We start from the raw sequence: 25,692 nt of genomic DNA, 5'->3' as shown, positions 1-25,692 counted from the left end.
TAAGGAACTCATTTTCTCTTTAAAAGTTTTTTATAGGAAAAATAACCTAATGGTGCGAAGATCCCTAATAACATGAGGGGTGGTAACATGCCTAAAAAGACAACAAATAATCTTTCAAACAAAATCAACATACGATTGATAGAGTGAATAAAGCTATTCTTACCTCTACTCCATAATCCTTCATTAATAGATTGTATTGCTACACTTGTATCTCTAACTTGTGTAATATTCAAGCTTATAGTAGACATATCCACAAGATGATCATAGTTTTTCAGGGTACCAGTTAAATGATTAATCTCAGTTCTTATTCTATTCAGTTCATTTTCTATCTGTAATAAATCCTCTACCTTCTCTGCTTGCTGTAAAATGGTTCTTAATCTTTCTTCCTGAACCTGTAGGTTTTTTACCTGATTTTCAATATCCATATAGCTTTCTGTAATATCTTTTGCAGAAGTATTTTCCTCCACCACATTGCCTAGCGCTTTCAACTCTGCAAATACATTATTAAACTGCTTATTAGGTATTTTCAGCTCCATAGCAGCACTTTTTAAAGATTCCTCTGGATTTTCCCGATGGAAAAAGTGGTAATACACGTCATTGTGCTGCACATAACCATTTGTAGACTCTACCAATGTCAAAACTTTTTCATGTACTTCTTCGAAGTTTTCTACCTGTAGTGTGATACGTCCTTTTTGGATAACTTTTCGGAAGGCTTCAGCGGTAGTTATGGTACCATCTAAAGTTTCCTGATGAAAGTCTAACATTTGTTCTTCCTTTTCTACAGCCATCGTATTTCTATTCATTCCAAAGGTTTGTGGAGCACTTTCCTCTCTAGATCCTGTCATCACCATACCAGCGTCAGCTTCTTCATTTATCAAATCTCTAGAAGATTTAGTAGAAAAATTATTCAACATTGTAGCAGACATTGTCATAATCAACAAGCCAGCAGCGATCCCCCCTATAACTCTCCATTTTTTAAAGGGCTTTTTAGATATATCTTTTTTCTTTAGATCAAGACTGCTATCTGTACTTTCTTCATCCTTAACAGCTTCTTCCCTTAGCTTTTCTCCTAATTGCATCGTAAAATTCTTAGGTAAGGGTACTTCTTCTATTTCGTGAACACAGTCTAATATAAGGTTTAAGTTGTCATATTGAGCTTTACAGGCTTCACACTGATTTATATGTTTTTCAAAATCTTCTTTTTCCTGCTTTGTAAGATAGCCATCTATATAAGATGAGATATAATTATCTATATTTTTACAATCCATTTTATCCCTCCTTTCAAGAAGTCACTTTCATTCCTTCACTGATTAATAGTTTTAGATGATTCCTCCCACGATTGATGCGGGACTTCACCGTACCTACAGAAATTTCAAGCATTTCAGCTATTTGTTGATAACTAAAACCTTGAATATCTCTTAAAACAATAATTGTTCTTTGCTCATAGTTCAATTGATTAATTGCGTCATGTACCATTCTTTTTACTTCATTTTTTTCAAATAAACACTCCGGAGTATTCATTTCATCTGGTAGTTCTTTTGTATAAGCTCCTTGTTCTTGTTGGCCATCAATATAAAGAAGCTTTGCTTTTTTATTTTTCTTATAAAATCTATACAAACATTATTTACAATAGAATAAAGCCATGTAGAAAAACTACTGTTGCCTTTAAAATTGTGAATCGATCGATAGACTTTTACTAAGGCTTCCTGGGTCACATCATTTGCATCTTCCAAGTTCCCCAGTATACGATAAGCTATATTAAAGGCTTTTTTCTGATAAGCTTCAATTAACAACTCAAAGCTCTCGATATCTCCTCGTCTAGCCTTTTCTATTAAAACATCTTCTTGATGTTGCAACTAACTCACTCCCTTCCCCTTCTCTTTCTCTTCTAAATTATTAGACGCATAAAATTTTCTTTTGTTCCTTATCTGTTAAGATCCTATTCCTCTATTTTAACATAAAAAAAACAGCGGCTATCCACTGATTTTTTTACAATCTATTTCTATAGCATTGCTTTCACTAAAGGGATGAAAAACGCTTTTCAATAGATTCTCATCCAGACTATAGTAAAAACTTGCGTGATGTTTAAATTCATTTTTTATTCGATATCTTAAATCCGTCATTTTTACAATAAGCTTCTCTTTTTCTTTAATTAAATCTACATGAAAAACAGGTGTAAACTCTTTAAAATAAATTCCTAATTGATGTTTTAGCGATCGGTCGATTATAGGTGATACTACTTTTCTCAGTTTTTTGATAATACTATTTCTACTGGTAATGCTATTAATTTCCCCTACAATATAGTGGCTATCCGTATCTACAATATAATCCCATTTCAGAAGATTAAAGTCTGAAGGAAAAACATTTATGTTTTTTATCTTATATTGGTTGTTAAAACGTCTCACCAGCTTTTTTCTTAGTCTACTTCTGTCTAAATATCGGCATGCTAGATAGAAAAATGTAATCATTCCCATGCTAAAATACTGTACTGCTGTCCTTGGCATGAAAAATATACTATATAGGGATAAAAGAATTATGACTGGATCATAAATCATTAACAGATTTAATGAATATTTTTTTCTAGTGAAGGGATATAATAAAGATACCCCATAGGAATTAAGATAGTCCATGAAGGAGTGGGATATCCCCCCTATAAATGTCCATAAAAAAACTTCATAAAATGAAAATGAAGAATAAAAAAAAGATAGTAATATGGTAATCATTCCTGATAATATTACAACTCCGGGAATAGAATGGGTTTCTACACGATGATGGTTTAAAAACACATAATCTCCTTTAACTCTTGTTATAATATCTATATCTGGGGAAATACTACCAATTACAGCACCTACACAGGCAGCACTGGTGATAGTAGGTGAATTTTGCAGACTATATAGTGCTAAACCAATGACACCATGAGATATTGGATCCATGCTTATTCCCCCTTTAGTTTATATTCACTTAAACGACTTCTGTTGGTTTACAGTGTTTTTATTATATCAAAGGTTTTGTGATATTTATAGTTGTATATTTTTCTATTATTTTTTTGTTGACATTATTTTTTGCCTGTGTTATTATATTTCTTGTAGCTTGATATGCCGTGGTGGCGGAACTGGCAGACGCAGCAGACTCAAAATCTGCCGATGGCAACATCGTGGGGGTTCGATTCCCTTCCACGGCACCAAAAGATAAGTCCTTTAAAAAGCCGTAATAATGCGGATTTTAAAGGATTTTTTATTTTGCTGAAAATTAATTCTCGTATAGACGCACAAGATTTTTAGGCTATAATTCTCTTCCAGTTCTCTCTCAGTTCTTCCTGATTTTTTTGGTATTTTAAGGATATTACTCATAAGATTTGTAGACTCAACCTTTTCACTATAGTCTAGATGAGCGTAAATATTAGCTGTCGTGAAAAAATCACTATGTCCTAACCATTCTTGTATGGCCTTCATTTTTACTCCATTTGTAAGAAGCAGTGTTGCACAACATGACGTAGATCATGAAACCTAATTTTTCTCAGCTCATGTTTTTTTAGGACTAATGCAAAATGCTGTGTTATATATCCTGGCTTAATCCTGTTCCCCATAGGATCAACATAGATATATTCCATAAACTCCCTATTGTAGGAATTGCCACAAATCTCTTTGTTGTACTCTTGCTCCTCCTTCAATCTTAATAGAAGATCTTCAAATTGAGAAACCAAAGGAAGGATTCTATAACTAGACTTGTTTTTTGTACGATCTTCTTCCAGTCTCGCAATTTTCCCATGCAGGCTCCTTCATGTAAATAGTTCGCTTCGCCAAATCTCTATTTTATAGTTTTTTCAATGGTAATTTTTTAAGGTTTTATATTTTTTATATGCGACAACTATCCTAACACATAGGGCCTAGATTACATTGATCATAGGTTCGATGTTGAATGGATATAAACCACCTTTGATTTAGTATGGGTTAACTCGGACTAAGATATCGCTCCATTAAGAAAGAAACCGCCTGTACCTGAGAAAGTATCAAAATTTTATGTACGTCAAAATTTTTTCTACATATGTTGAATACTTCTTAGTAGTTATGGTATATTATAAATAAGACAGTATAATTGTAAAGCGAGCCAATTATATTCACTAAATGAAAAAAGCAGGTGTGGCGACACCTGCTTTTTTCGTGCTACTTATCTTACTGCAGCAACTAGAGTAGCTATAGCTGTAATTAAAGCTGCAACTGCTGTTATCACCATTGCTATGTACTCTGCTTTTTCTTTTGTTATGCGTGCCAATCATATTCACCTCCCTCCTTGGAAGGATGTATTTATTATAACACATAAAAACATACGTGCCAGAGGAATCGTCCCCATGACTCCGCTATCTCACACTAAGTTGTAAAAGTTTTATTGTAACTTAAAAATATCATTTATGATAAGATTTTATATGATATTTATAGTTTTCATCTTAAATGATAAGCTTTAAAGTATTCCTATTAATAAAATTCTGCAATAATCACCATTAGTCATTATATTCCTTTTAATAGTACTAGGCATTTTAAAGGATTTTGATGTGAAGGAATACAGGATCTCTATTCTATGAATACCTAAATCAAGAGAAGCAAAAAAGCCGGAAATTAATCCAGCTTTTCTTGCTTTTCATTAGCCATCTGTCTTTCTGCCTCTTCAATGATTTCTCTAGGTATAAGGTCACCACCGTCTACATACATAAATTCATCGTCTATATAATCATAGTCACGTGTTGCTATTTCAGTGCTCATTTCTTGCTTAAAATCTTCTATAGCTTTTAGTGCGTTAGGGTCTAATCTTTTTCTTGTAGTCAAAATAGCTCACCTCTTTCAAGTAATTTATCCTTATTATTTTCTGTACAAAACTTTCTTAAATACGAGGTAATTTAAGGTGAAGTTAATAGACATCCATAACATTCTAATTTTTCATAAGTTATATCTTTTTTCTTTTACGGTTTTCTTTAAAATAAAAGTGGGTATAGATATTAAAAATAACTTATTCTAAGGAGGGAATGGTATGATTAAATTAACAAGTGAAAAAAGGATTTGTTTTATAGGTAAGTCTGGTGATCTGCTGCTATTCCTAAAGGAATTAAGTTTTAATCATAAAGAGTTTAAAGAACTTCAAACTGTCAAAAGTTATTCCCATAAATCTATAGAGATTCTAAAATAATTTTCCCTGTCCCAGAAAAAGACTTCTAGTTCACCTTACTAGAAGTCTTTTTCTATACTAAGTAAATATTTTCTGGCATAATCTTCAATAAGCTTTGTAATCCTTCTTCAATAATATTTTCTATTTCTTTTTCTACAAAAAGCTTATTCGGGCTGTTTAAATAATTATCTTCAAAGATTTCCAATACTTTTATAAGGGTATTTTTAAATAAATATTTATTTTCTTCATTATCTAGTACCAATCCTTCAGAAAAATGTTCACATACTTCACTATTTTTTATAAATACTGTTACAATAAAAGTAATAATGGGTAACTTAAAGTAGTCAACATTTTCATGATGAAAATCATATCTGTTGCATAGGTCAATAAATTCCTCTTCAAACTGTACCAAGACATTATCTAATTGATTATCTAAGCTTTCATTAAAAAAGTAGTAAATATTAGTGATAAGCTGTCTTTGTTTTGTAATTTTATAATCATTCAAGCTAATAATACGAGCCATTATATTGCCTCCTACCATTTGTTTATGGATATACGCCTAGACGCATATTTATATAGTAAAAGTATTTGCATATAGTTGCAATTGTATTCAGATAATATGTATTGTAGTTATTTTAAAGAACTTTAAGAAGGAAGGTGCTTTTATGCAGGATCAAGCAAGATATCAGGAAGCCAAAAGGGTCTCTATCATTAGTTTAGTGATAAATATTTTTTTAACTGTCATTAAGGCATTTATTGGAGTCTTAGCTGGAAGTACTGCTTTAGTAGCAGATGCCTTTCACTCTGCGTCAGATTTATTTGGTACAATTATTTTATTACAAGGTTTAAAGATTGCCCATAAACCCCCTGATGCATCCCATCCTTATGGTCATCACAGAGCAGAAACAATTACATCTAAAATTTTGGCTATTATTTTAATTCTTACAGCTGTAGGTATTGGCTACGAAGCTTTAAAAGTCTTACAGGACCCTGGCATTACCCCTCCTGATTCCATGGCTATTTATATTGCTCTTGTTTCTATTATATCTAAAGAAGCTTTGTATCGATATACAGTAAAAATAGGTAGAAAGATTAATAGCCCCGCTGTTATAGCTGATGCTTGGCATAATAGAAGCGATGCTTTTTCCTCTATAGCTGCTTTAATAGGGATAACAGGAGCCCGTTTTGGCTATACAGTAATGGACCCTTTAGCAGGGATTTTTGTATCTATCCTTATACTAAAAACAGGGATTTCTATTTATAAACAGGCTATTCTTACCTTGATGGATACAGCACCTTCAAAAGAAGTGCTAGAGCAAATTAGAGAAGCTGCTTTTCAGGCTAAAGGCATTAAAGAGGTGCAGGATATTAGGGTACGACAGTATGGCTCAAAACTTATTGTAGATATGAAGGTTTGCGTTAATCCTAATATTACTGTAGAAGAAGGCCACGGAGCTGCTGCTAGAGCGAAGGAAAATCTTATGAAAAGTAACTATGATATTCAGGATGTACTTATTCATGTTAACCCTTGTAGAAAAATAGAATTAGAGAATTGTGAAGAATGTAATATGAAATATAAATCCCAAGATTGAATTTTTTGTTTTACCATGTTACTATTGGACTATGTAAAATAGTAAGGAGGACTTCTTATGGACCTTAAACAACTTGAGTCTTTTGTAATTATTGCAAAGCTCAAAAGCTTTTCAAAAGCTGCAGATTATTTATACTTAACACAGCCCACCATCAGCAGCCATATTATTAATCTAGAAAAGGAATTAAATACTACCCTCATTAATAGAACCAACAAAAAAATTTCTCTTACGAAGGCAGGAGAAGTTTTGTATGAGTATGCTGTCAATATTATTAATTTAAAGGAAAATGCCAAGTTTAAACTGGAGGAATTCAAAGGAAAAATTACAGGTAATATTGAAATAGCCTGCAGCACTATACCCGAACAGTATATTCTCCCTGATATCATTTGTGAGTTCAGTAAGTTTTATCCTGATGTTACCTTCAATATGTCTCATTATGATTCAAAACAAGTGGTAGAAGGGATTCTACAAGGAGAAGTAGACTTTGGTGTAGTAGGAGCAAAAATAAGCCATAGTCAGCTTAAGTATTTAGAACTACTTACCGATGAAATTGTGTTAGTTACTCCCTTTAGTGAACCCTATGGGTCTTTTGAAACAGAGGTCAACCTCAAAGATATATTACAAGAAAATTTTATCTTTCGTGAGCGAGGTTCTGGCACAAGGACATTATTAGAATCTACTTTAAAAAAGCACAAAATAAATGCAAATGATTTAAAGATTATTGCTTACATTGAAAATACTGAAGCTATTAAACAATGTATAAGAAAAGGACTGGGCATATCTTTTTTGTCTAAATATGCTATTGAAAATGAAGTGAAGCATAATCTACTAAAGACCTTTAAAATTAAGGATGTAAATCTAGATCGGAGTTTTTATTTAGTTTGTCATAAATACCGCTCCCCTTCTCCTTTAGAAACGGTCTTTCAAAAATTTGTGTGGGATTATTTTAAAATATAAATAGAAAAGTGCCTTCAGAGTAAGTCGAAAGCACTTTTCTTCATTAGAAGCAAACTAAAAGACCACCTAACCCTGAATGGCTACCAATTACTGGACCCATCGTAGTAACCATGACTTCAGCTGGGTTAAACTTCTCGATAATTTCTTCTTTTAATTTCAAAGCCTCCTCTAAGCAATCACAATGTGTAATACCTATGATACGATCCTTAAAGCTTATATTTTTTTCTTCCATCATATCAAGCATTGTTCTCATAGCCTTCTTCTTTCCACGTACTGTTTTTAATATTCTTACGTAGCCTTCTTCTACATGTACAATTGGTTTTAGATTCAGCAGGTTAGCAACAATTTCCTTTGTTTTTGTTACTCTGCCTCCTTTAACTGCATTTTCTAAAGTTTCTAGGTAAACAATCACCTTCATTTCTTCCCTATACTCTTTTAGTTTCTCCATGATTTTTTCTACACTGAACCCCTCTTTGGCTAATTGAGAAGCCTTTAACACCTGTAGACCTAGACCTAACGACCCACTCAAAGAATCAAAAACTTCAATTTTTTCATTTACCATATCCTTAGCCATCATCGCAGTGCTATATGTACCACTTAATTTAGAGGATAGATGAATACTAAGGACTTCACCATATTTTTGTAGCCCTTCTTTAAAGGCATCTATGAACCTTTGAGGTGACGGCTGAGAAGTCTTTGGAATATTATTGGAGGCTGCCATTTTTTTATAGAAATCATGGTGACTTAAGTCAATACAATCAATATAATCATTGCCATCAATTTCTATACCTAAAGGTACTACTAAAATGCCATGCTCCTTCAACAACTCCTGAGGCAAATCACAGGAACTATCAGTTATAATTTTCATAAAACTTTACCTCCATTATTTTTATTCATACCTACTTTTATATTTATATCATTAGCGTTAACTCAAACCATAATTTGTCATTCTTCGTTATCCCAAGATCCTTCGCTACGCTCAGGATGACAGTTCGAGAGAATTTTGGTAATAACTGTGTTAGGTTAACGCCTATGATATTTATATTTTCTTTATATTGTGTTTATATGCATAAATTGCAGCTTGAGTTCGATCATTTACATCAATTTTCTTAAATATGTTTGAAACATGATTTTTTACTGTCTTTTCACTTATAAAAAGATTACAGGCAATCTCCTTGTTGTTTAATCCATCAGCAATCAAGGTTAATACCTCATATTCCCTCCTAGTTAACTTTGTTTCTTCCCCTTCTTTGATCGTTCTATTACTAAACTCTCTTACTAAATCCGTTGCTATACTAGGATGTATATAAGCCACACCACTGTGTACATCCCTAATAGCCTTTATTAAGCTATCTCCTTCTGCATCCTTTAATACATAACCATTAGCACCTAGATTAATTGTCTCACAAATGTATTCTCTATCTTCATGAAAAGTTAACATAATCACTTTTGTTGTGCTGTCCATATCCTTCAGCCGCCTTAATGTATGTATTCCATTTAATTTAGGCATATTTATATCTAATAAAGTCACATCCGGCTTTAATTGCTGCACTTTCAATATAGCTTCTTCCCCATCGCCTGCCTGCCCCACTACTTGTAGATCACTTTCTAATTCTAATATTTGTTTTAATCCTTGTCTTACTAACGAGTGATCATCTACTAATAATATTCTAATCTTATCCATATATATTCCTCACTTCCATCCTTTGTTTAATCTTATATCGGTATTGTTATCGAAATTTTTGTACCTTTATTAAGTTCACTCTTAATATCCACATTACCACTTAGCAAACCCACTCTTTCTTGAATACTAAGTAACCCGAACCCACTTTCTTCTTCTTGCCTAAGTTTTATTTGTTCAGTGTCAAAGCCAATTCCATTGTCTAAGATATTTAAAAATATCTCTTCTTGCTTCATTTCAATATAAATTTTTATATTGGTAGCTTTTGCGTGCTTTCTTACATTATTCAAAGCTTCTTGTACAATCCGAAATAGACATAAACTTTTAGTCGAATCATCTAGGCTAAAATCAGATAATATAATAAATTCTACTACAATATTGGTTTCACTCTGATATTTTTCTATATATCGTTGGATCGTTGGTATAAAACCCACATCGTCTATAGACATAGGTTGCAAATTATAAATAATCTTTCGAATGTCTTTAATACTTTCTCTAATACATTTTTTTAGATCTTGTAGCTCTTCTTTACTTCTCTCCACATCTACCTCTAACAATTTCTCACACACTTCTGCCTTAATGACTAAATTTGCTAAAGATTGAGCAGGACCATCATGAATATCTCGTGCTACTCTTCTACGTTCTTCTTCCTGAGTATGAATAATTTTTCGTCCTAAAACATGTTTTTGTTTTATATCTTCTAGGGTATTATTGATATCCTGCAGGTTTCCTTGTAAGAAGTCCTGAACAACCCCAATCTTTGATGTAAGCCCTTCTGCTTTTTCCAATGTCTTTTTTGTATTTTTTAGCCTTATTTCTATCTCAGTTCTTTTTTTTATAAATTCACTTTCTTGTTGTCTTTTTATTATTAGCTGTATTTGCAGCGTATTGGCTTTTTCATAGGCTTGACGTATATCTTCTTCTCTATGTTCTTTAAAGTTCTTGCTTACTTTTAAAAGTTCTCTTCTGCTTTGTTTCTCTAATCCTTGTAGTTCGTCTACTTCTTTGATAAGTTGACGTATATTTTCTTGGATGTCTACTAATTGTTTCTCAAACTCACTACATTCTCTTCTGATATTTTCAGCAACATCAAAAATCTCCGATTTACTTTCTTCTATTGACATTAATATTTTAGTAAAAATCTCATTCATCTTGGTTATGCCTAGTATGTGATTGTTCATATTACGTTCTTCCTCTCATAAAAACCTTTCTAGCTATAACTATTTCTACAAAGTGTGACATAATTCCTTTTTTTAAGTAATACAATTATTTTATAGTTGCCAGGAAATTATTTACTCTTAAAAAAATACCTTCTTCCATAAATGAAAATATTTGTATGTTTGCACAGATTATTCTGCCGTAATAATTTTTATAGTGGTAGCAATTTCTCCATAAAAAAAAGGAGATTTCTCTCCTATAATGGTTCTATATTTAATTGATAATCACTCAGCATCCATTTGTTTTTAATATGAAGCATCTCCACTATATATTCTACTTCCTCATAAGTAAATTCATCATAGCTTTGTATCCCCCAAAAAATCCTTACTAGATAAGTTCCTTTAGTTCCATTGGCTTTGATCGTTTCACAATGCATCACATTTACTTCTTTAATAATTTCATAGGAACTAGGATGATTCATAATGCTTTCATAAGTACTGATATCGATGGCCAGCAAAGGCTCCGTAGTATAGTCTTCTAAGTCTCTCCGTATAGCCTCCAGTGAAGAATACTTCCCTACCATAAAATCATTCCATACATCAATTCTTTCATCAAAAATTTCTTGTAAATGTTGTTGTATTTCCTCTTCTGATACCTCTTGACTTTCATAGGAAGCAAAGATAAAGTTTTCATGTCCTATTAATAAAACAACAAAGAAAAAAAGTACTACTATTTTTTTCACAATTGAATCCCCCTTCTTTTGTTCAATAATTAATACTCATTATAAAGAAGGAGGATTAAAAAATTTAGTTTATTTTGGTACAAGTCACTAAAAAACGTTCAACATTTAGTGTCATTTTTTTTTATCCATCCTACATTCTACAATATGTTGTAGCTTGTTGTTGAAGAGACACTAAATTTCAATCTACGATTTCTATAGAATCCAATTGTTTCCTAAAGGATTTTCTAAAAACTTCTATATATTCTTTTCTTAAATCATCTTGTTCCTTTTTTTCCTCTAAACTAAGGCCTCTTGCCTTCGAAAGTTTCGCTAATTCATTAATTCTTTGGATTTTTTCTTTTGATAACATGAATAAAACAGCTCCTTAACAATTTTTCGCTAGTAACAATATATCACAAATTCTTTATTCTTTAAAGCCTATTAGCTATCTATTACTTTATTTTCTTCTTCCTTGGAATCTTCTTCCTCTGAAAGAGAACCTTCTAATTTTTTCTCTTCCTCTGGGGAAGAAGCTGCTTTTTCATTAGAAGGAGGATTATTCAAACTACCGCTAACCGCTTTAGCAATTTGCATCATTTTCATTAAAGAATCTCTCTGCTGTGGTTCTATATAAGGAGAAATCACATGAATCAGATCTTCTTCGTTTAAAGTGCCCTTTTCATCCAAAGATTTTATCACCTTAAAAACACTAGTAATCTTTTTAATATCCTTTGTTTTATCCTTCATTTCTCCTTCCAATAAAGGCTCTACTATATCTATAAACTTTTCGACACTTTGAAGGTTCATACCACTCTGGCTAAGCTCACCTAACTCCCGTAATTTTTTTTCGATATTTCTTGTTTTCATATCCAAATCAATCACTGTATGAATGATTTCTCTGTGATCTCCCTGCATATGCTTACTTAGGTCCAGTAGCATATTTCTCTTTCTTTCCTCCAGGCTTAGGGAGTGGTATGCTACTTCGGCGCTATGTAACTGTGGTGACTCCGTTAATAGTTTTACTTTGCTAAGAATTTGCAAGATCACTTCTGCCCTATGAACAATATACTGTTCTTCTTTATTCATATACCCTTTAATTCTATTAAGTAGTCTACACTTTTTTTCTAATTCTATATCATTCAGTTCCGTCAAGCTAAATTTGTTGGTAGCTTTTTTTGTAGAAGTTAATAAAAAAAATAAAAACATCAGACCTAAAAGTTTTATATGTCCTTCACTTAGTGTAAGATTTATCTTCTCCCTATTATTCGACTTTTCCATCCTCTACCTCCTCATTATATTCATTCTAATATTAATATATATTCACTGCTTATAAAATTATTAAGATTTTAAACGGTTTTAATAAAATTCCTATGATATTAGTGGCAAAAACAGTCTTATATGCATAGTTTATATAGATAGAAAAATTGGTATGGCAAAGTCAATCCATAAAAATCAGGAGGGAGAATAATGGATCAAAAAAAATTAAATGAGCTTCTTGAAGCTGCTAAAAAAGGAGACTATTCAAAGCTCGAGGAAGTTAAAAATATGATTTCTGAAGAAGATTATCAAAAAGCACTTAACATTTTTAATCAATATAGTCAAAAATCTGAAGAAGAAATACTAAGAGAGCTAGGGCGACTTAAGGACATCATTCCTAATCAACAAGAAATCATTGACCAAATGCTGCCTTTTTTAGATGAAGAGCAGAAGGCTAAACTAGATAAGATTTTAGAAATTTTGGATCAATACTAAAAAATGAGAGGAATGTCCTCTCATTTTTTTTAGTATAATTCTACATGTTTTTCAACTGCTTCAACAATTTGATGACTTGTTATTAGTTCTGCACTTTTATTAATATCCACATACATCACTCGATCCTCTTGAAGCGTAGATATATTCTTTCTTATCAATTCGTAGGCTTCTCTAGTTCCTTTTCCAAGTGTAAAGTCTTTATAAAAATCTATCCCTTGAGCTGCTGCCATCAACTCAACAGCTAAAACATTTACAGTGTTATGGTAGATCTCTCTGGCTTTTCTTGCAGCAATGGTTCCCATAGAAACATGATCCTCTTGATTTGCAGAAGATGGGATAGAATCTACGCTGGCAGGATGTGCTAATACTTTGTTTTCAGACACCAAAGCTGCTGCTGCATATTGAACAATCATAAAACCTGAATGCAGCCCTCCTTTTGCTGTTAAAAAGGCTGGCAATCCACTTAATTGAGGGTTTACTAACCTTTCTATTCTCCTTTCAGAAACATTAGCAAGTTCTGCAATAGCTATGCCTAGAAAATCAAAAGGTAGTGCCATTGGTTGACCATGAAAATTTCCTCCAGATATTACTTCCTCTTCATCAGGGAAAATTAATGGATTATCTGTAGCAGCGTTGATTTCTATGTTGACTTTTGACTCTACATAGGCAAAGGCATCTCTACTAGCTCCATGAATCTGAGGAATACACCTTAAAGTATAGGCATCTTGTACCCTTATTTCTCCTTGTCTTGTGGTATAGGTACTACCTTGTAATAAACTCAATAAATTTTTCGCAGTTTGCTGTTGTCCTAAATGAGGTCTTACATGATGAAGCTTCCAGTCATAAGCGTCAACAATTCCTCTTTGTGCTTCCACAGTAAGGGCTGCTGCAATATCTGCAAGTTTTAATAATTGTTTACAATCATATATGGTTAAAGCACCTATTGCCGTCATTACCTGCGTTCCATTGATAAGGGCTAATCCTTCTTTGGAGGTTAGCTGAATCGTTGGTATACCGGCTGCCTCCATGGCCTCTTTCCCGGTCATTTTCTTTCCATTATATAGTGCTTCCCCTTCTCCAATCATTACTAATACCATATGAGATAGAGGAGTTAAGTCTCCGCTAGCTCCTAAAGACCCTTTTTCAGGGATAATAGGGTGTACTCTTTTGTTTAACATTTCTATCAGAGTTTTTATGGTGCTTAAGCGAATTCCAGAATGACCTTTAGCTAAAGCATTGGCTCTTAATAGCATGATCCCCCTAACGATTTCTTCTTCTAAAGGTTTTCCTACACCGCAAGCATGACTAATAATTAAGTTTCTCTGAAGTTCTGCTGTTTCATCTTTAGAAATAGCAACATCACTAAACTTTCCAAAGCCTGTAGTGATACCATATACAATTTTTTCACTTTCTACAAAATGATCTACTAGTCCTCTTGTTTTATTTATTTTTTCAATTGCCATGGGTGTTAAATCTACTTCATAATAGTTTCTTGCCACCTCAACAATAGCTTCTAGTGTTAAACTGTTTCCATCAATCAAAACTGTAGCCAATCTACTCACTCCTTTATGCTAGAATTATATAAATATAATGATGCTTATAAAAAAGATTTATTCTACTTATATTATACTTTTTTTACAATTTTTTTGCAACTCTTCCAATTTATTTAGCAGTCTAACTTTTTAATTCGCTAAAGTTATGCAGTTGTACTTGATTATATAAACAATATGTTCTTTCTATGCTATCAAAAAACCCTGTAATTCTACAGGGTTTTTAGTTTTATTTTATTCTATTTTGAAGTTGCTGATATATTTCTTCTGCTGACTGGCCCCTTGCTGAAATGATTGGAGACTTTGTCACGGCATTTTCCATGCCTAACACATTGCTATCCTGACCAGTTACAATAATTGCATCATAGTTGTTTAGATTATCATTTTTTAAACCTTCGACTTCATAACCTTTTTCCTGTAAATAATTCCTCACATCCGCTAACCCATCTTCAACAGCAATTTTTTTCTTCATTTTTTATAGATACCTCCTAAAAATTCAATAACATCATTGTTATTATTTGAGTTTATAAAAGATATTATTCTATATCTATGCTATTTAGTATAGGTGCAATGATACTACTAGCTGCTTTTGCAAGGTTATAAAGTTGAAAATCAAACTCCTTCTCCATCAAGGGTACCGAAAGATACAAGATACCAGTTATTTCTCCGCAAAATAAAGTAGGTGTTATAATAATGGACTTCCAATTTGGCGTCCCCGTTAAGGCATTGGTAGTTTTTATGTCCTGCCAATCAATCAGATATTCTCCTTTTCCCGTAGACAGTACTTTCTTTATTAAATCTTTATTATAACTAATATCATCTACCCATCCACTGTTAAAGCGCCTTCTACCAAAACACCCTGTTATTTTTGATTTTTTCACCTTAAATAAAATACCTTCCTCTGCTTCTAGTGTTTCTATCAACCTTCCCAATAAAGTAGATATTTTACTTGTATTTTCTTCAGTACTTCCTATTAACTCTATTGCCTCCATAAGCACCAAAACATTTCGCTGATCTTCTACAATATTCCCCTTAACAATCCCGGCTAGCTTGTCAATTCTTTTGTCTATAAATCCTATGCCTACTTCCCAAATTACTGTTTGATTACGTCCTTTTTCTTTAGCAGCATATAAAGCTTGATCAGCCTTTTCAATAATATCTTCTTTGTTCAAACCTTCCTCCATATAAGAAGCAATACCAAAACTTAAAGTAATCTTATCCTTATTCTCCAGTATCTCTAATACTTCAATTTCTTTTCTTATCTTTTCCGCTACTTTATAGGCTTGTTTTTTTGTAGTATCTGGTAGCATTATGATAAATTCTTCTCCTCCATACCTCCCCACCAGATCTGTTTTACGGACATTTTCTATAAGCACTTTTCCTACCTTTGTTAGTATGAAGTCTCCTCGTTGGTGACCATAGGTATCATTTATTTTTTTAAAATGATCGATGTCGCACATGATGATAGAAAAAGTACCTCCTTGATTCTTTACCTTCTCCATCTCTTCTAGCAACATATGCTCGAAATACTTTCTAGTATATACTCCAGTCAACTTATCCACAAAAGAAGAGATTTTTAAATAATAATTGTCTAATAAAATTGAAGCCAAGGGTAAGAGTTTTTCACAAGTCTTGTACCCTTCTAAAGTAAAGTTGTGAAATACTTCATCGGTTTCCATATATAAGTAACCTAATATTTTTTTTACTTTTTCTTCTCTTAAATCATTTTCTACTCTTTTATTTTGCTCTCCCTTCTGAAAGATAGGCAAACAAATAAATGTTTTTCTCTCGTAGTGAAGAAATTCCTTATCATTTTCTATAAAGTTTTTAATATTATCAATAAATAATCCATCTTGTTTTTTAGAAACACTTTCAAAGATATGAGCTACTTTCTCTATATCAACTTTTTCTCCAAAACTTACAACTTCTTCTTGCTGATTATACGCACTAATCAACATCGCCTTTTTAGCTAATACTTTTTTTGCCGCTAATTTCAACAATAAATCTAAATTTTGTTTTGTATGATATACAAGTTGACTTAATAATTCTTCTATATTATCAATACCTACTGGAAAGTTTTTTTCATATTCTTCCGCGGCATACCTATAAAAATCGGGATTTTTAAATAGTTCCTGTAGATGACCTATTTTAAAGTAACTTTCCATGTCAATTTTATCATTCTTTAAATCAGGCTTAGATTGTTTTTTTATAGAGGCTTCTATAATAGCTAACTTTCTTTTTATACCATACTTTTCTTCATCTAATAAATATTTTTCTTTAAGTTCCTCTGGCACCTTCAAAAATATCGTCTTTATGGTATATAACGCCTTTAAATAGTAGTATACAGCGTAATAGTAGTCCTTCAACACATAATAAGCTCTTCCTAATTCACTATAAAACCTCCATTTTAACTCCTTACAATCATCTAAAGATTTTTTAAGCACTATATTCTCTAAAAGTTTTATTTTTTCTTTCGGACACTCTGTTAATAGTGCTTTTATGTAGGTATCCTTTAAAAAAGAGTGTTGCATATGAATAACTGTCTTCAGCTCATCCTCTTTTTGCTGTAGTTTTCGTGCTTTAGCAAGATCTTTTTTATTGAAGTAGTATAAGGAGGAGTAAAACAAAAGCTCTTTTATGTCTTTTATATAAAAAGTTTGCTTATACGCTTCTATTAGATCAAGCAATACTTCATCATTAACTTCTTGATTAAGATAATAAGAAGAAAAAAAATTAATCATTTTCATTTTTAACTGTCTTTTGAGATGAGATCTCTCAAACTTCTGAAAAAAAGCAGTAGTACTATCTAAGGCTTCCTCATATGCCCCTATGACCATATATAGTTGTGCCTCTACCTCATAGTACATTTCAAAGTATAAAATTTCCTCTGGATAGGATCTCAGTTCTTCTTTTGCTTTTAGTAAATAACTATAGGCTTTACTATATTCTGCAATATGCAGATAACACTGGGCAAAGTAGATATACAAAGGAAATCTATTGGCATGGTCTGGAAAATTTATACAGAAAGCAGCGTTTTTATTTAATAATTCTATTGCTTTTTGATATTCTTCCTCTAACATATAGGAAATAGCTATACCATTATAGATTTTTATCATCATTTCAAAGTCATTATACTGTTGAGCAATTTTTAGTGCTCTTTCGTAATACTTCCTAGCATTCCCGCTATTTTGAAAATGTTCTACAAAAACATTTCCTATATTGTTTAATGTTCCAGCGATTTCTTGGGTTTTCCCATCCTGCTCAAAGTAGCGTATGCTTTCTTTAAAAAAGCCAATTGCTTTTAACGCATCACTTTTTAAATGTTCAATAACACCCTTTTGACTTAAAAATAAGCCTATATATTCCAAGTTATTATAGCTATAAGCTAAATTTAGATGTGCATTACAAAGCAATTCTGCACTTTTGATTCTTCGCATATTTATATATGCCCTGCTTAGAAAATACCCTGCCTCCAATGAACCACTAAAATAGTAGTGCTTTCCTGCCATCTCTATACTTTCTTGTAAACATTTGATAGCTTCCTCTAATTGATTCTTTAACAAATAAATATATCCTATCTTATTTTTTATGTCTATCAATGTTTTATGAGCGCCTTCTGCTTCAGCCAAGCAAACCGCTTCTTTATAATAGTCAATAGCCTTTTCACTTTTACTCTGCTTTTGGTAAGTATTTCCTAGTTTCACTAAAATCTTTACTTTTCTGGAGTCATTTTCTTCTAGCAGTGCATATGCATTTTCATAAAAAGTCAATGCTTCTGTATAGATACGCAACCGACTCATGCCATCTCCAGCTTCTATACAGTAATGTATTGCTTTATCCCGTTGATTGGACTGTAGTAAGTGATAAATGAGTTCCTCTTTATTTTCTCTGTCTTCTTTTTTATACAACTTCTCTAATATTTCGCTTATAAGAATATGTAACTTTCTTTTCTCTTCTTTATCAATATTATAGTATATATGGTACTTTAACTGCTTACTATGAAAACTATAGGCATAGCCCCAATCCTCTAACTTTTCATCTAAAATTTTCAATTCTACTAATCGATCGATATAAGTAGTATAATTTTCACTATCTCCTAGAAGCTTCGTAATAATTTCTAAAGATACAGAAGTTTTAAAGACAGCTACAATTTCTAGTACTTTTTTCTGTAGATAATTGATTCCATCTATTTGTCTAAAAAGTGCTTGATCAAAGTTTGTTGATAACTTTATCTTTGAATAATCGTCTTCCGTAACTCTCCACAAACATCCCTTATGCACATTATAGTAGTCTACAGTTAATAAGTTTTGAGCATACAGTTCCTCTAGTAGTTCTTCTATAGCACCAGGATTTCCCTCTGTATCCTTCATCATCTCCGTAGCAAAATCCAAGGGCTCCTCGCTGCAGCCTAATATATGCTTTATTAGTTTTGCTGTTTCCTCAACTGTAAGTCTTCCTAGTTTGATATCTATGGTATGCTGACGCTTCATCCATTTTTTTATATATTCTTCTATCTCCTTATAACCATGACTTTCTTTGTTGAAGGTTAGAATCATTGTCACCGGAGCTTTTTTTATGATATTGATGCTATGGAAATAATCTATAAACTTGAGAATCGTTGCATCTGCTAAATGCAAATCATCGAAAGCAATAGTGATAGGGTGTTTTAAAGATACATCTATAATAAAATTAGTGACCCGATCATATAGTCTTAATATTTCTTTTTCTTTTGATAGTTCTTTGTCATAAACTATTTTCTTATTGATCCCGATTTCAGGCGTCAATCTAAGCAGTTCAATATAATACTTTTCTATAGTGTTTGAAGGAGCTAAACTTAACATCTGCCTTATAATTTTTGATACTACATTATAAAAGTCTTGATCTTCTGATAAAATATTGGTACTAAAGGTCTTGTATTTCCCTAACTTTACTCTATAAAGAACCTCTTTTACTAGTCTGGTTTTTCCTATCCCTCCACCACCATGAATTAACACCAAATTTTTATAGCTTTCCCCTTGATGATCCTTCACCATAGTATGTATAGAAAGTATTTGCTTTAACTCTTTATCCCTTCCTATTATAGGGGTTTTAAAATTTAATTTTTCTAATTGCTTTGGGTTTTCTAATTTTTCTTCTAAGTTATATAACTTTACAATTCCTTCATTTACCTGATAAATCGTATGAAGACGGTCATTCAGGTCTGTGCGAATCATTTTTTGTATTAATTTAAAAAAGTTTACTTCCCAACGTTTTTCATAATTTCCATGAAACCAATTAATATTTTGCACCAACTTATTAAAATTCATGATTTCTAATGTATAAAAATAGCACAAAACTCTTCCTAGCGAATAAATATCCGTATAGTTTCCTAGTGTAAGGTCGGAGATAACCTCTGGAGCTATAAAGGAGTCACTAGAAAGCCCGCTATACTTCTTTTCAATCTCTTTTCTTTTAATGGTAATTAAGTCTAAAAGCTTTATTGTAAGACCTTCCTGATCTTCTTGTATAAACAGTGTATCTAAACTAAGAAACTTATAAATGATTCCATGAAAATGCAAAAACTCTATCCCCTTAGAAAGTTGTCGATATAGTACTAATATTTGGGTTGGACTAAAAGGCGCTTCCATTTTTAAGCTTTTTTCTCTATCAATATACTCTGTTGTATAATAGTACTTTGCTTTTTTTGTAGGTTGATCATCAATCGTTTCTATAATATCAAAATGATAGATTGAAAGAATATTAGGATGAGTTAGAGAAGAAATTTCATGGAAATAGTTTATACAATAATTGATAAATCCCCTATTAAGCCTATTGTCATCAATAATATATAGTAAAATTTTTTGTTCTCCTTTAAATAAGTCTATTGCAACATACTGCTTTTGACTTTTTTCTAAAGGTTCTATAATTTTATATCTATTGTTAATCAGCTCCATAGCATCCCATCCCCAAAAAACATTTTTTTCTTCCTAAAATAAATTTATTATTATATAATAATCTTTTGCATTCTTAGCTTGAAGAGTTGTACCATCAGTAAAGTCTTCTTTAATATATTGTATATCAATTCTTATGAAAAGCATTAATAAATATACTGGTTTTTTAGAAGTATATTGTGCAATAATAAATTATATAAGATCTTTTATCAATAAAAATTAACCTTCTCTGCTTCTATGAAAAGTTTTCTATTAAAACGAAGAAAGGTTAAAGTTATTTTAGTCTATATAACTTATATGTTTACATATGAAAAACTGGTTTAAGATTGAAGTATCCAACCTTAAACCTCTTTATTTTGGTATCACTATATCTAGCCCTTGCTTTACCACAGTAAAACTCGAGGGTAGTTGCCCTCCTAACTCCCCATCTAAATCTAAATCAACTGCATCATCACTATGGATAGAAAAATCTTGTACCTGTAAATATCTTAGTGCTGGGTGGTTAGCATGTCCCCCTGTAAGAACTTTTAGAAATATGGTTGCTATATCCTTTAAATGAGCATGTTCAACAATCAATAAATCTAGTTGACCATCATCTATTTTAGCCTGAGGTGCCATATATTTAAACCCTCCTACGGAGGGGCTATTGGCAATAATAAAAAACAATATTTCTTTTTCTTCTTCATATCCATTTGTTTGAAATCTTATTTTTATTGGCTTAAACATTTGTTTTGAAAATTCCCTAATTCCCTCTATGTAATAAGCAAATTTTCCCATCACTGTTTTAGCCTCCGAGGAAACCTTGTGAGCAACCTCTGGCAATAGACCAGCTGCAGCTACATTTAAAAAATAACGTTCTCCTCCTCGTCCAACATCTACTTTCATGATGTTTTCCCCAAGAATCATTTGACTAAAGTCATCTATAGGTCGAGGAATTTTTAAATAATTACCAAAATCGTTAACCGTCCCTGCGGGATAGATGGCTAAAGCAGGTTTAGTATCACTTTCCATAATACCATTTACTACTTCATTTACTGTACCGTCTCCCCCCACTGCAATCATTAGATCGTATCTATCAGAATTTTCAATCGCTAGCTTTTTTGCATGCAGATGTTCCATAGTATAAACCACATCTACATCCTTTTTTCCGTTTTTTTTCAAACAGTCTACTAACTTAGGAATATTTTTCTGCACTATCTGTCTTCCGGCATTAGGGTTGCAAATAATTTGAATTTTCTCCATAGGATCCCCTTCCCATTCCCTTAGCAACTTTTTTCTATGTATAATATATCATATTATAATATAGGTGTATAGCCATTTGTCTGATCGCTATGATGATTCTGTTTTCTTATAAGTTCATTAATTAAACCACTAAGTTTTTTTATCCCATATTCAATTTCACTAACAGTTACTGCGGCAGTACTTAACCGAAAATAAGACCCTTCTTTGCTACTTAAAAAAAATAAGTGTCCTGGAGCAAAAACAATTTGTTGCTTTACAGCTATCTCATATAATTCCTTAGAAGATAAAGGTTCCGGTAGCTTAAACCAAAAATTCACGCCTCCCGTTGGCAAACTATACTGTACTTCTTGAGGCATGTATTTTTCAAGACTTTCTACCATTACTTCAAATCTTTCCATGTACTGAGTACTCATGTATTTAATATGTTGCTGCCATATACCTCTTTTTAGATATAGTTCTAAGGCTCTTTGTAAAAGTCCAGAGGTAGAAATATCTGTAGTATGTTTTGCTAATAATACCTCTTTGTAAATAAGCTTTGGCACGATTAAAAAGCCAAGCCTTAACCCCGGCATAAAGATTTTAGAAAAACTCTTTATATATATTACCAAATCTTTATGATCTAAACTTTTTAATGTGATATTTTCATCATTACAAAAATTTAAATCGCTTAAATAGTCATCCTCTACAATTAGCAGGTTATATTTTTCTGCAATCTTTAATATTTTCTTCTTTTTTTCTAAACTATAAGAAATTCCAGTTGGATTTTGAAAATTAGGCATAATATATAAAAATTTCGGTTGATAAGCAATAATCTTCTTTTCTAAATCCTGTAGGCTCAATCCATCCTTTTCCAAAGGGATATCTATAATCTTTGCACCTCTTGACTCAAAAACTGCCATAGCTCCCCTATAGGAAGGACCTTCGATCATCACATAATCACCATGATTTAAGAGCCCTTTAGCAATAATATCAATCCCCTGCTGTGCTCCCGAGATAATCTGAATATTACTTATCTCCGTGACAATCTTATAAGTGGCTACATATTCCTTGATGGCCACCCTAAGGGGATAGTATCCTTGACTTTCCTGATAACCAAATGCAGAACCTTTATCTCGGTCTAATACCTCGTTTAACACTTTTTTAAAGTCATCCACAGGAAACAGATCTGTAGATGGTGTAGCGCTGGCAAAGTTTATAGCATTTTCTTCCAATTGAATGTGTCCTTGATCTATTAAAGGCGTCTTCTGTTCTTGAAAAAAGTTTTCATGATTTTGAAAATTAAGTGCTACATAAGTACCACTACCTACTTTTTTATATACTAATTTCTCTTCCTCCAACATTCTATAGCTGGTTACTATAGTAACATTGTTTACTTTTAATAGTTCCGATAACTTTCTAATAGGAGGAAGCCTGTCCCCCTTTTTTAACTTCCCCTCCATAATTAAAGCCTTTAACACTTTGTACAACTGTATATATAAATGTTCTGAAGATCCATCTTTATCTAGCTTGATTTCGTCAAAAATCTTCATCCTTCATCACCATCACTTTAAATGTTTCCATACAATTTCATTACATTATACCATATATTTGTATTTCATACAAAAGCAATGGAAAGTAATTGAGGCACGAAATCGTGCCTGCTTTTAGTCTCTTTTATACTTATCTACCAGCTTTTGAAGAGTTCTAGCCTGCATCCCAGCTTCCTCTGCTAAGTTTTTAAAAGTTTCTGCTACATCTTTGTCGTTCGTATGCTTTGAGAACATTTCATAGTCTCTTACCATTTCCTGTGCATCTAATAACTTTTTTGTAATCATATCCTTTGTCTCAAGGTTCATCCTAATAACACTCCTTTTAATTTTAATGTTGTTGCTATGATTAGTTTTACAAATTAAAATATCAATTATGTATCAAAAAATAATTTTTAATATCTTCTCTTATAGATAAGCAAGTTCAAATTTTAATTTTGATATACACGGTCTACGGTTTCGCCCCAAAACCGTGGGCTGCAAATGTAGCCCTTAGTATATCAAAATTAAGTACTGATGTTGTTTATCTATATAATAAAAACAAAATATTGCATTTGAAGATTCTTGTCGATAATCTAATGGTCTTTTTCTTTTAAAAATCAATAGTTTGATGTATGGCATCCTCTGGTATAAAATATAATAAATTTATAAAGGCTATATAAGAGGTGAACTATATGTATAATTTTAAAACATTGAAACCTTTTCTTTTTAAGAATAAATGGCCCTATATTTTAGGGATTCTATGGTTATTAGTGGTGGATTTATTACAACTTTTCATACCAGAAGTGCTAAGAAGCATCACCAATCAGTTACAGAACAACCAATTAACTTATCAGGATATATTTCGCTATAGTCTTTACATTTTCTTGATCGGTATTGGCATTGGTTTTTTTCGTTTTTTATGGCGAATGCTCATTATAGGAGCTTCTAGAGAACTAGAATATCACTTAAGAAACAAACTATTTTCCCACTTATTAACATTATCTACCAGCTACTATCATCGACATAAGACAGGGGACTTAATGGCACATCTTACAAATGATATTCATGCTGTCAGAATGGCTTTTGGTCCAGGGATTGTTGCCATGACAGACGCCATTTTTTTAAATATCACTGCCACTACTATGATGGCTTTAACAACAAATTTCAGATTAACAATTTATGCTTTGCTGCCTATGCCTCTTTTAATACTATGTATGACAAGATTTGGTGAACTTATTCATGCTAAATTTAAAACTGTACAGGAGGCCTTTGCCACCGTGACAGATCAAACACAGGAAAACTTGGCAGGAGTTCGAGTTATTAAAGCTTTTGTTCAAGAAGATACTGAGATTACGCAATTTAATGAAAAGAGTCAGGCACTTTTCGATAGAAATATGGAATTGGCCAAACTTTTTGGCATTTTTCATCCTCTTGTACAGTTTTTATCCTCTTTAAGTTTTATTATTGCTATTTGGTATGGGGGCAGACTGGTAATTGAAGGGGGGATGTCTCTAGGAGACTTTGTAGCTTTTATTACTTATCTAGGTTTACTGGTATCTTCTATTTCTGCCATTGGATGGGTAATTAATGTCATGCAGCGAGGAAGTGCCTCTATGGAAAGATTGAATAAAATTTTAGAGGAAAAGCCTGAAATCCAAGATGCTCCTGATGCTATAAAACAGCTTGAAATAAAAGGTGCTATTGCTTTTCAACAAGTTTTTTTTACATACCCCAATAGTCAGTATAATGCCCTAACCAATTTTTCTTTAGAAATCCTCAAAACAGCTAAAATAGGTGTTATAGGCAGAACTGGTAGTGGAAAAACTACTATCGCAAATTTATTGTTAAGACTTTATGAGGCCAACCAAGGAAGTATTACTTTAGACGGCTATCCTATTGAAAAAATTCCTTTAGAGACTTTAAGAAAGTATATTGCCTTTGTGGACCAAGACAGTTTTTTATTTTCAGCTACAATAATGGAAAATATAGGTTTTGGAGTAGATAATTATACCCTTGAAGATATTCAGCGAGTTGCTAAAATCGCAGGATTACACGAAGATGTTATCTCCTTTCCGAAGGGTTACGACACAATAGTGGGAGAAAAAGGTGTTACCTTATCGGGGGGACAAAGACAGAGGGTTTCTATTGCAAGAGCCTTACTGAAAAATAGCAAGGTTCTTATCTTGGACGATTGCCTATCGGCAGTAGACACCCATACAGAAGAAAAAATCTTAACAGCTCTGAAGGATCAAGCAAAAGATCAGACCACCATCATCATTGCACATCGTGTTTCAACTTTAAAGCATTGTGATAAGATCATTGTTTTAGATAATGGAATGATTTTAGAAGAAGGCAATCATGAAGAGCTATTAGCATTACAAGGTTTATATTATGACTTCTATGAAAAGCAGTTATTAGAAGAAAAGATAAATATGGAATAGAAA

Annotated in this window: 25 protein-coding genes and 1 tRNA gene; 6 read left to right on the top strand and 20 right to left on the bottom strand. The window is 32.2% G+C overall.

The annotated features are described in order from the left end of the window. Positions 1 to 8: 8 nt before the first annotated feature. The 4 genes from CACET_RS07140 to CACET_RS07130 form a co-directional block, all read right to left on the bottom strand. The gene (locus CACET_RS07140; RefSeq protein WP_044823691.1) at positions 9 to 1,268 is read right to left on the bottom strand and encodes a DUF4349 domain-containing protein; all 1,260 of its coding nucleotides are present in this window, start codon (positions 1,266 to 1,268) and stop codon (positions 9 to 11) included. A gap of 13 nt (positions 1,269 to 1,281) precedes the next feature. After that, positions 1,282 to 1,521 carry a sigma-70 family RNA polymerase sigma factor gene (locus CACET_RS21080; RefSeq protein WP_278287095.1) on the bottom strand — a complete coding sequence of 80 codons (240 nt, stop codon included), beginning with the start codon at positions 1,519 to 1,521 and terminating at the stop codon, positions 1,282 to 1,284. Beyond that, positions 1,518 to 1,856: an RNA polymerase sigma factor gene (locus tag CACET_RS21075; protein ID WP_278287094.1), complete on the bottom strand. Its 339-nt coding sequence runs from the start codon at positions 1,854 to 1,856 to the stop codon at positions 1,518 to 1,520. Before CACET_RS21075 ends, CACET_RS21080 begins: the two co-directional genes overlap by 4 nt. 117 nt (positions 1,857 to 1,973) lie before the next feature. Next, complete coding sequence (locus CACET_RS07130; RefSeq protein WP_044823689.1) at positions 1,974 to 2,933, bottom strand: metal-dependent hydrolase; 960 nt, start codon at positions 2,931 to 2,933, stop codon at positions 1,974 to 1,976. 164 nt (positions 2,934 to 3,097) lie between these two features. On the opposite strand from CACET_RS07130, the gene CACET_RS07125 reads away from it, so the two are divergent. Beyond that, positions 3,098 to 3,184 (top strand) — tRNA-Leu (locus CACET_RS07125). Between the two features lie 13 nt (positions 3,185 to 3,197). Here the strand turns inward: CACET_RS07125 and CACET_RS20420 are convergent. From CACET_RS20420 to CACET_RS07115, 3 genes are all read right to left on the bottom strand, one after another. Next, positions 3,198 to 3,452: a hypothetical protein gene (locus tag CACET_RS20420; RefSeq protein ID WP_158386001.1), complete on the bottom strand. Its 255-nt coding sequence runs from the start codon at positions 3,450 to 3,452 to the stop codon at positions 3,198 to 3,200. 2 nt (positions 3,453 to 3,454) lie between these two features. Further along, positions 3,455 to 3,703 carry a site-specific integrase gene (locus CACET_RS20415; protein WP_158385999.1) on the bottom strand — a complete coding sequence of 83 codons (249 nt, stop codon included), beginning with the start codon at positions 3,701 to 3,703 and terminating at the stop codon, positions 3,455 to 3,457. A gap of 910 nt (positions 3,704 to 4,613) precedes the next feature. Next, positions 4,614 to 4,820 carry a hypothetical protein gene (locus tag CACET_RS07115; RefSeq protein ID WP_044823688.1) on the bottom strand — a complete coding sequence of 69 codons (207 nt, stop codon included), beginning with the start codon at positions 4,818 to 4,820 and terminating at the stop codon, positions 4,614 to 4,616. 202 nt (positions 4,821 to 5,022) lie between these two features. On the opposite strand from CACET_RS07115, the gene CACET_RS20410 reads away from it, so the two are divergent. Continuing rightward, a complete protein-coding gene (locus CACET_RS20410) occupies positions 5,023 to 5,178 on the top strand; it encodes a hypothetical protein (protein ID WP_158385997.1) in 156 nt (51 codons plus the stop codon). A 52-nt stretch (positions 5,179 to 5,230) separates the two neighbouring features. Here CACET_RS20410 and CACET_RS07110 read toward each other — a convergent pair whose 3' ends face one another. Beyond that, positions 5,231 to 5,680 (bottom strand): hypothetical protein, encoded by a 450-nt coding sequence (locus CACET_RS07110; protein ID WP_044823687.1) that lies wholly within the window; start codon positions 5,678 to 5,680, stop codon positions 5,231 to 5,233. 142 nt (positions 5,681 to 5,822) lie between these two features. On the opposite strand from CACET_RS07110, the gene CACET_RS07105 reads away from it, so the two are divergent. Then, positions 5,823 to 6,749 carry a cation diffusion facilitator family transporter gene (locus CACET_RS07105; protein ID WP_044823686.1) on the top strand — a complete coding sequence of 309 codons (927 nt, stop codon included), beginning with the start codon at positions 5,823 to 5,825 and terminating at the stop codon, positions 6,747 to 6,749. 57 nt (positions 6,750 to 6,806) lie between these two features. Further along, entirely contained in the window at positions 6,807 to 7,706 is a 900-nt protein-coding gene (locus CACET_RS07100; protein ID WP_044823685.1) for a selenium metabolism-associated LysR family transcriptional regulator, read from the top strand. Positions 7,707 to 7,749: 43 nt separating this feature from the next. Here the strand turns inward: CACET_RS07100 and CACET_RS07095 are convergent, their stop codons facing one another. The 6 genes from CACET_RS07095 to CACET_RS07075 all read right to left on the bottom strand — a co-directional run bounded on the left by CACET_RS07095 (position 7,750) and on the right by CACET_RS07075 (position 12,544). Next, on the bottom strand, positions 7,750 to 8,574 hold the full coding sequence (locus tag CACET_RS07095; RefSeq protein WP_044823684.1) for a DegV family protein: 825 nt from the start codon (positions 8,572 to 8,574) through the stop codon (positions 7,750 to 7,752). Between the two features lie 171 nt (positions 8,575 to 8,745). After that, the gene (locus tag CACET_RS07090) at positions 8,746 to 9,390 is read right to left on the bottom strand and encodes a response regulator (RefSeq protein ID WP_044823683.1); all 645 of its coding nucleotides are present in this window, start codon (positions 9,388 to 9,390) and stop codon (positions 8,746 to 8,748) included. A gap of 32 nt (positions 9,391 to 9,422) precedes the next feature. Beyond that, positions 9,423 to 10,568, bottom strand: a complete 1,146-nt coding sequence (locus CACET_RS07085) for a sensor histidine kinase (protein ID WP_044823682.1) — start codon at positions 10,566 to 10,568, stop codon at positions 9,423 to 9,425. A 233-nt stretch (positions 10,569 to 10,801) separates the two neighbouring features. After that, entirely contained in the window at positions 10,802 to 11,287 is a 486-nt protein-coding gene (locus CACET_RS07080; protein ID WP_044823681.1) for a hypothetical protein, read from the bottom strand. A gap of 178 nt (positions 11,288 to 11,465) precedes the next feature. After that, a complete protein-coding gene (locus CACET_RS19810; protein ID WP_082058112.1) occupies positions 11,466 to 11,636 on the bottom strand; it encodes a DUF896 domain-containing protein in 171 nt (56 codons plus the stop codon). A 71-nt stretch (positions 11,637 to 11,707) separates the two neighbouring features. Continuing rightward, positions 11,708 to 12,544 (bottom strand): hypothetical protein, encoded by an 837-nt coding sequence (locus CACET_RS07075; RefSeq protein WP_044823680.1) that lies wholly within the window; start codon positions 12,542 to 12,544, stop codon positions 11,708 to 11,710. Positions 12,545 to 12,733: 189 nt separating this feature from the next. Between CACET_RS07075 and CACET_RS07070 the strand changes: the two genes are divergently transcribed. Further along, a complete protein-coding gene (locus CACET_RS07070) occupies positions 12,734 to 13,018 on the top strand; it encodes a hypothetical protein (protein WP_044823679.1) in 285 nt (94 codons plus the stop codon). A gap of 29 nt (positions 13,019 to 13,047) precedes the next feature. Here CACET_RS07070 and hutH read toward each other — a convergent pair whose 3' ends face one another. The 6 genes from hutH to CACET_RS07040 form a co-directional block, all read right to left on the bottom strand. Further along, the gene (hutH, locus tag CACET_RS07065) at positions 13,048 to 14,580 is read right to left on the bottom strand and encodes a histidine ammonia-lyase (RefSeq protein WP_479722658.1); all 1,533 of its coding nucleotides are present in this window, start codon (positions 14,578 to 14,580) and stop codon (positions 13,048 to 13,050) included. A gap of 217 nt (positions 14,581 to 14,797) precedes the next feature. Beyond that, complete coding sequence (locus CACET_RS07060; protein WP_044823677.1) at positions 14,798 to 15,040, bottom strand: YkuS family protein; 243 nt, start codon at positions 15,038 to 15,040, stop codon at positions 14,798 to 14,800. A gap of 64 nt (positions 15,041 to 15,104) precedes the next feature. After that, a complete protein-coding gene (locus CACET_RS07055; RefSeq protein WP_044823676.1) occupies positions 15,105 to 20,501 on the bottom strand; it encodes a diguanylate cyclase in 5,397 nt (1,798 codons plus the stop codon). A gap of 348 nt (positions 20,502 to 20,849) precedes the next feature. Beyond that, a complete protein-coding gene (locus CACET_RS07050) occupies positions 20,850 to 21,740 on the bottom strand; it encodes a diacylglycerol/lipid kinase family protein (RefSeq protein WP_044823675.1) in 891 nt (296 codons plus the stop codon). Between the two features lie 53 nt (positions 21,741 to 21,793). Beyond that, the gene (gene pdxR, locus CACET_RS07045) at positions 21,794 to 23,269 is read right to left on the bottom strand and encodes a MocR-like pyridoxine biosynthesis transcription factor PdxR (protein ID WP_044823674.1); all 1,476 of its coding nucleotides are present in this window, start codon (positions 23,267 to 23,269) and stop codon (positions 21,794 to 21,796) included. A gap of 114 nt (positions 23,270 to 23,383) precedes the next feature. Continuing rightward, complete coding sequence (locus CACET_RS07040) at positions 23,384 to 23,575, bottom strand: hypothetical protein (RefSeq protein ID WP_044823673.1); 192 nt, start codon at positions 23,573 to 23,575, stop codon at positions 23,384 to 23,386. Between the two features lie 365 nt (positions 23,576 to 23,940). Here CACET_RS07040 and CACET_RS07035 point away from each other — a divergent pair, with 365 nt between their 5' ends. Next, the gene (locus CACET_RS07035) at positions 23,941 to 25,689 is read left to right on the top strand and encodes an ABC transporter ATP-binding protein (protein ID WP_044823672.1); all 1,749 of its coding nucleotides are present in this window, start codon (positions 23,941 to 23,943) and stop codon (positions 25,687 to 25,689) included. Positions 25,690 to 25,692 lie beyond the last annotated feature (3 nt).

Origin of the sequence: Clostridium aceticum (genome assembly GCF_001042715.1) — a bacterium.
In the GTDB taxonomy this organism is placed as follows: Bacteria; Bacillota; Clostridia; order Peptostreptococcales; family Natronincolaceae; genus Andreesenella; species Andreesenella acetica.
Note: the sequence above shows the minus strand (reverse complement) of the source record. Positions and strands in the feature narration are given on the sequence as shown.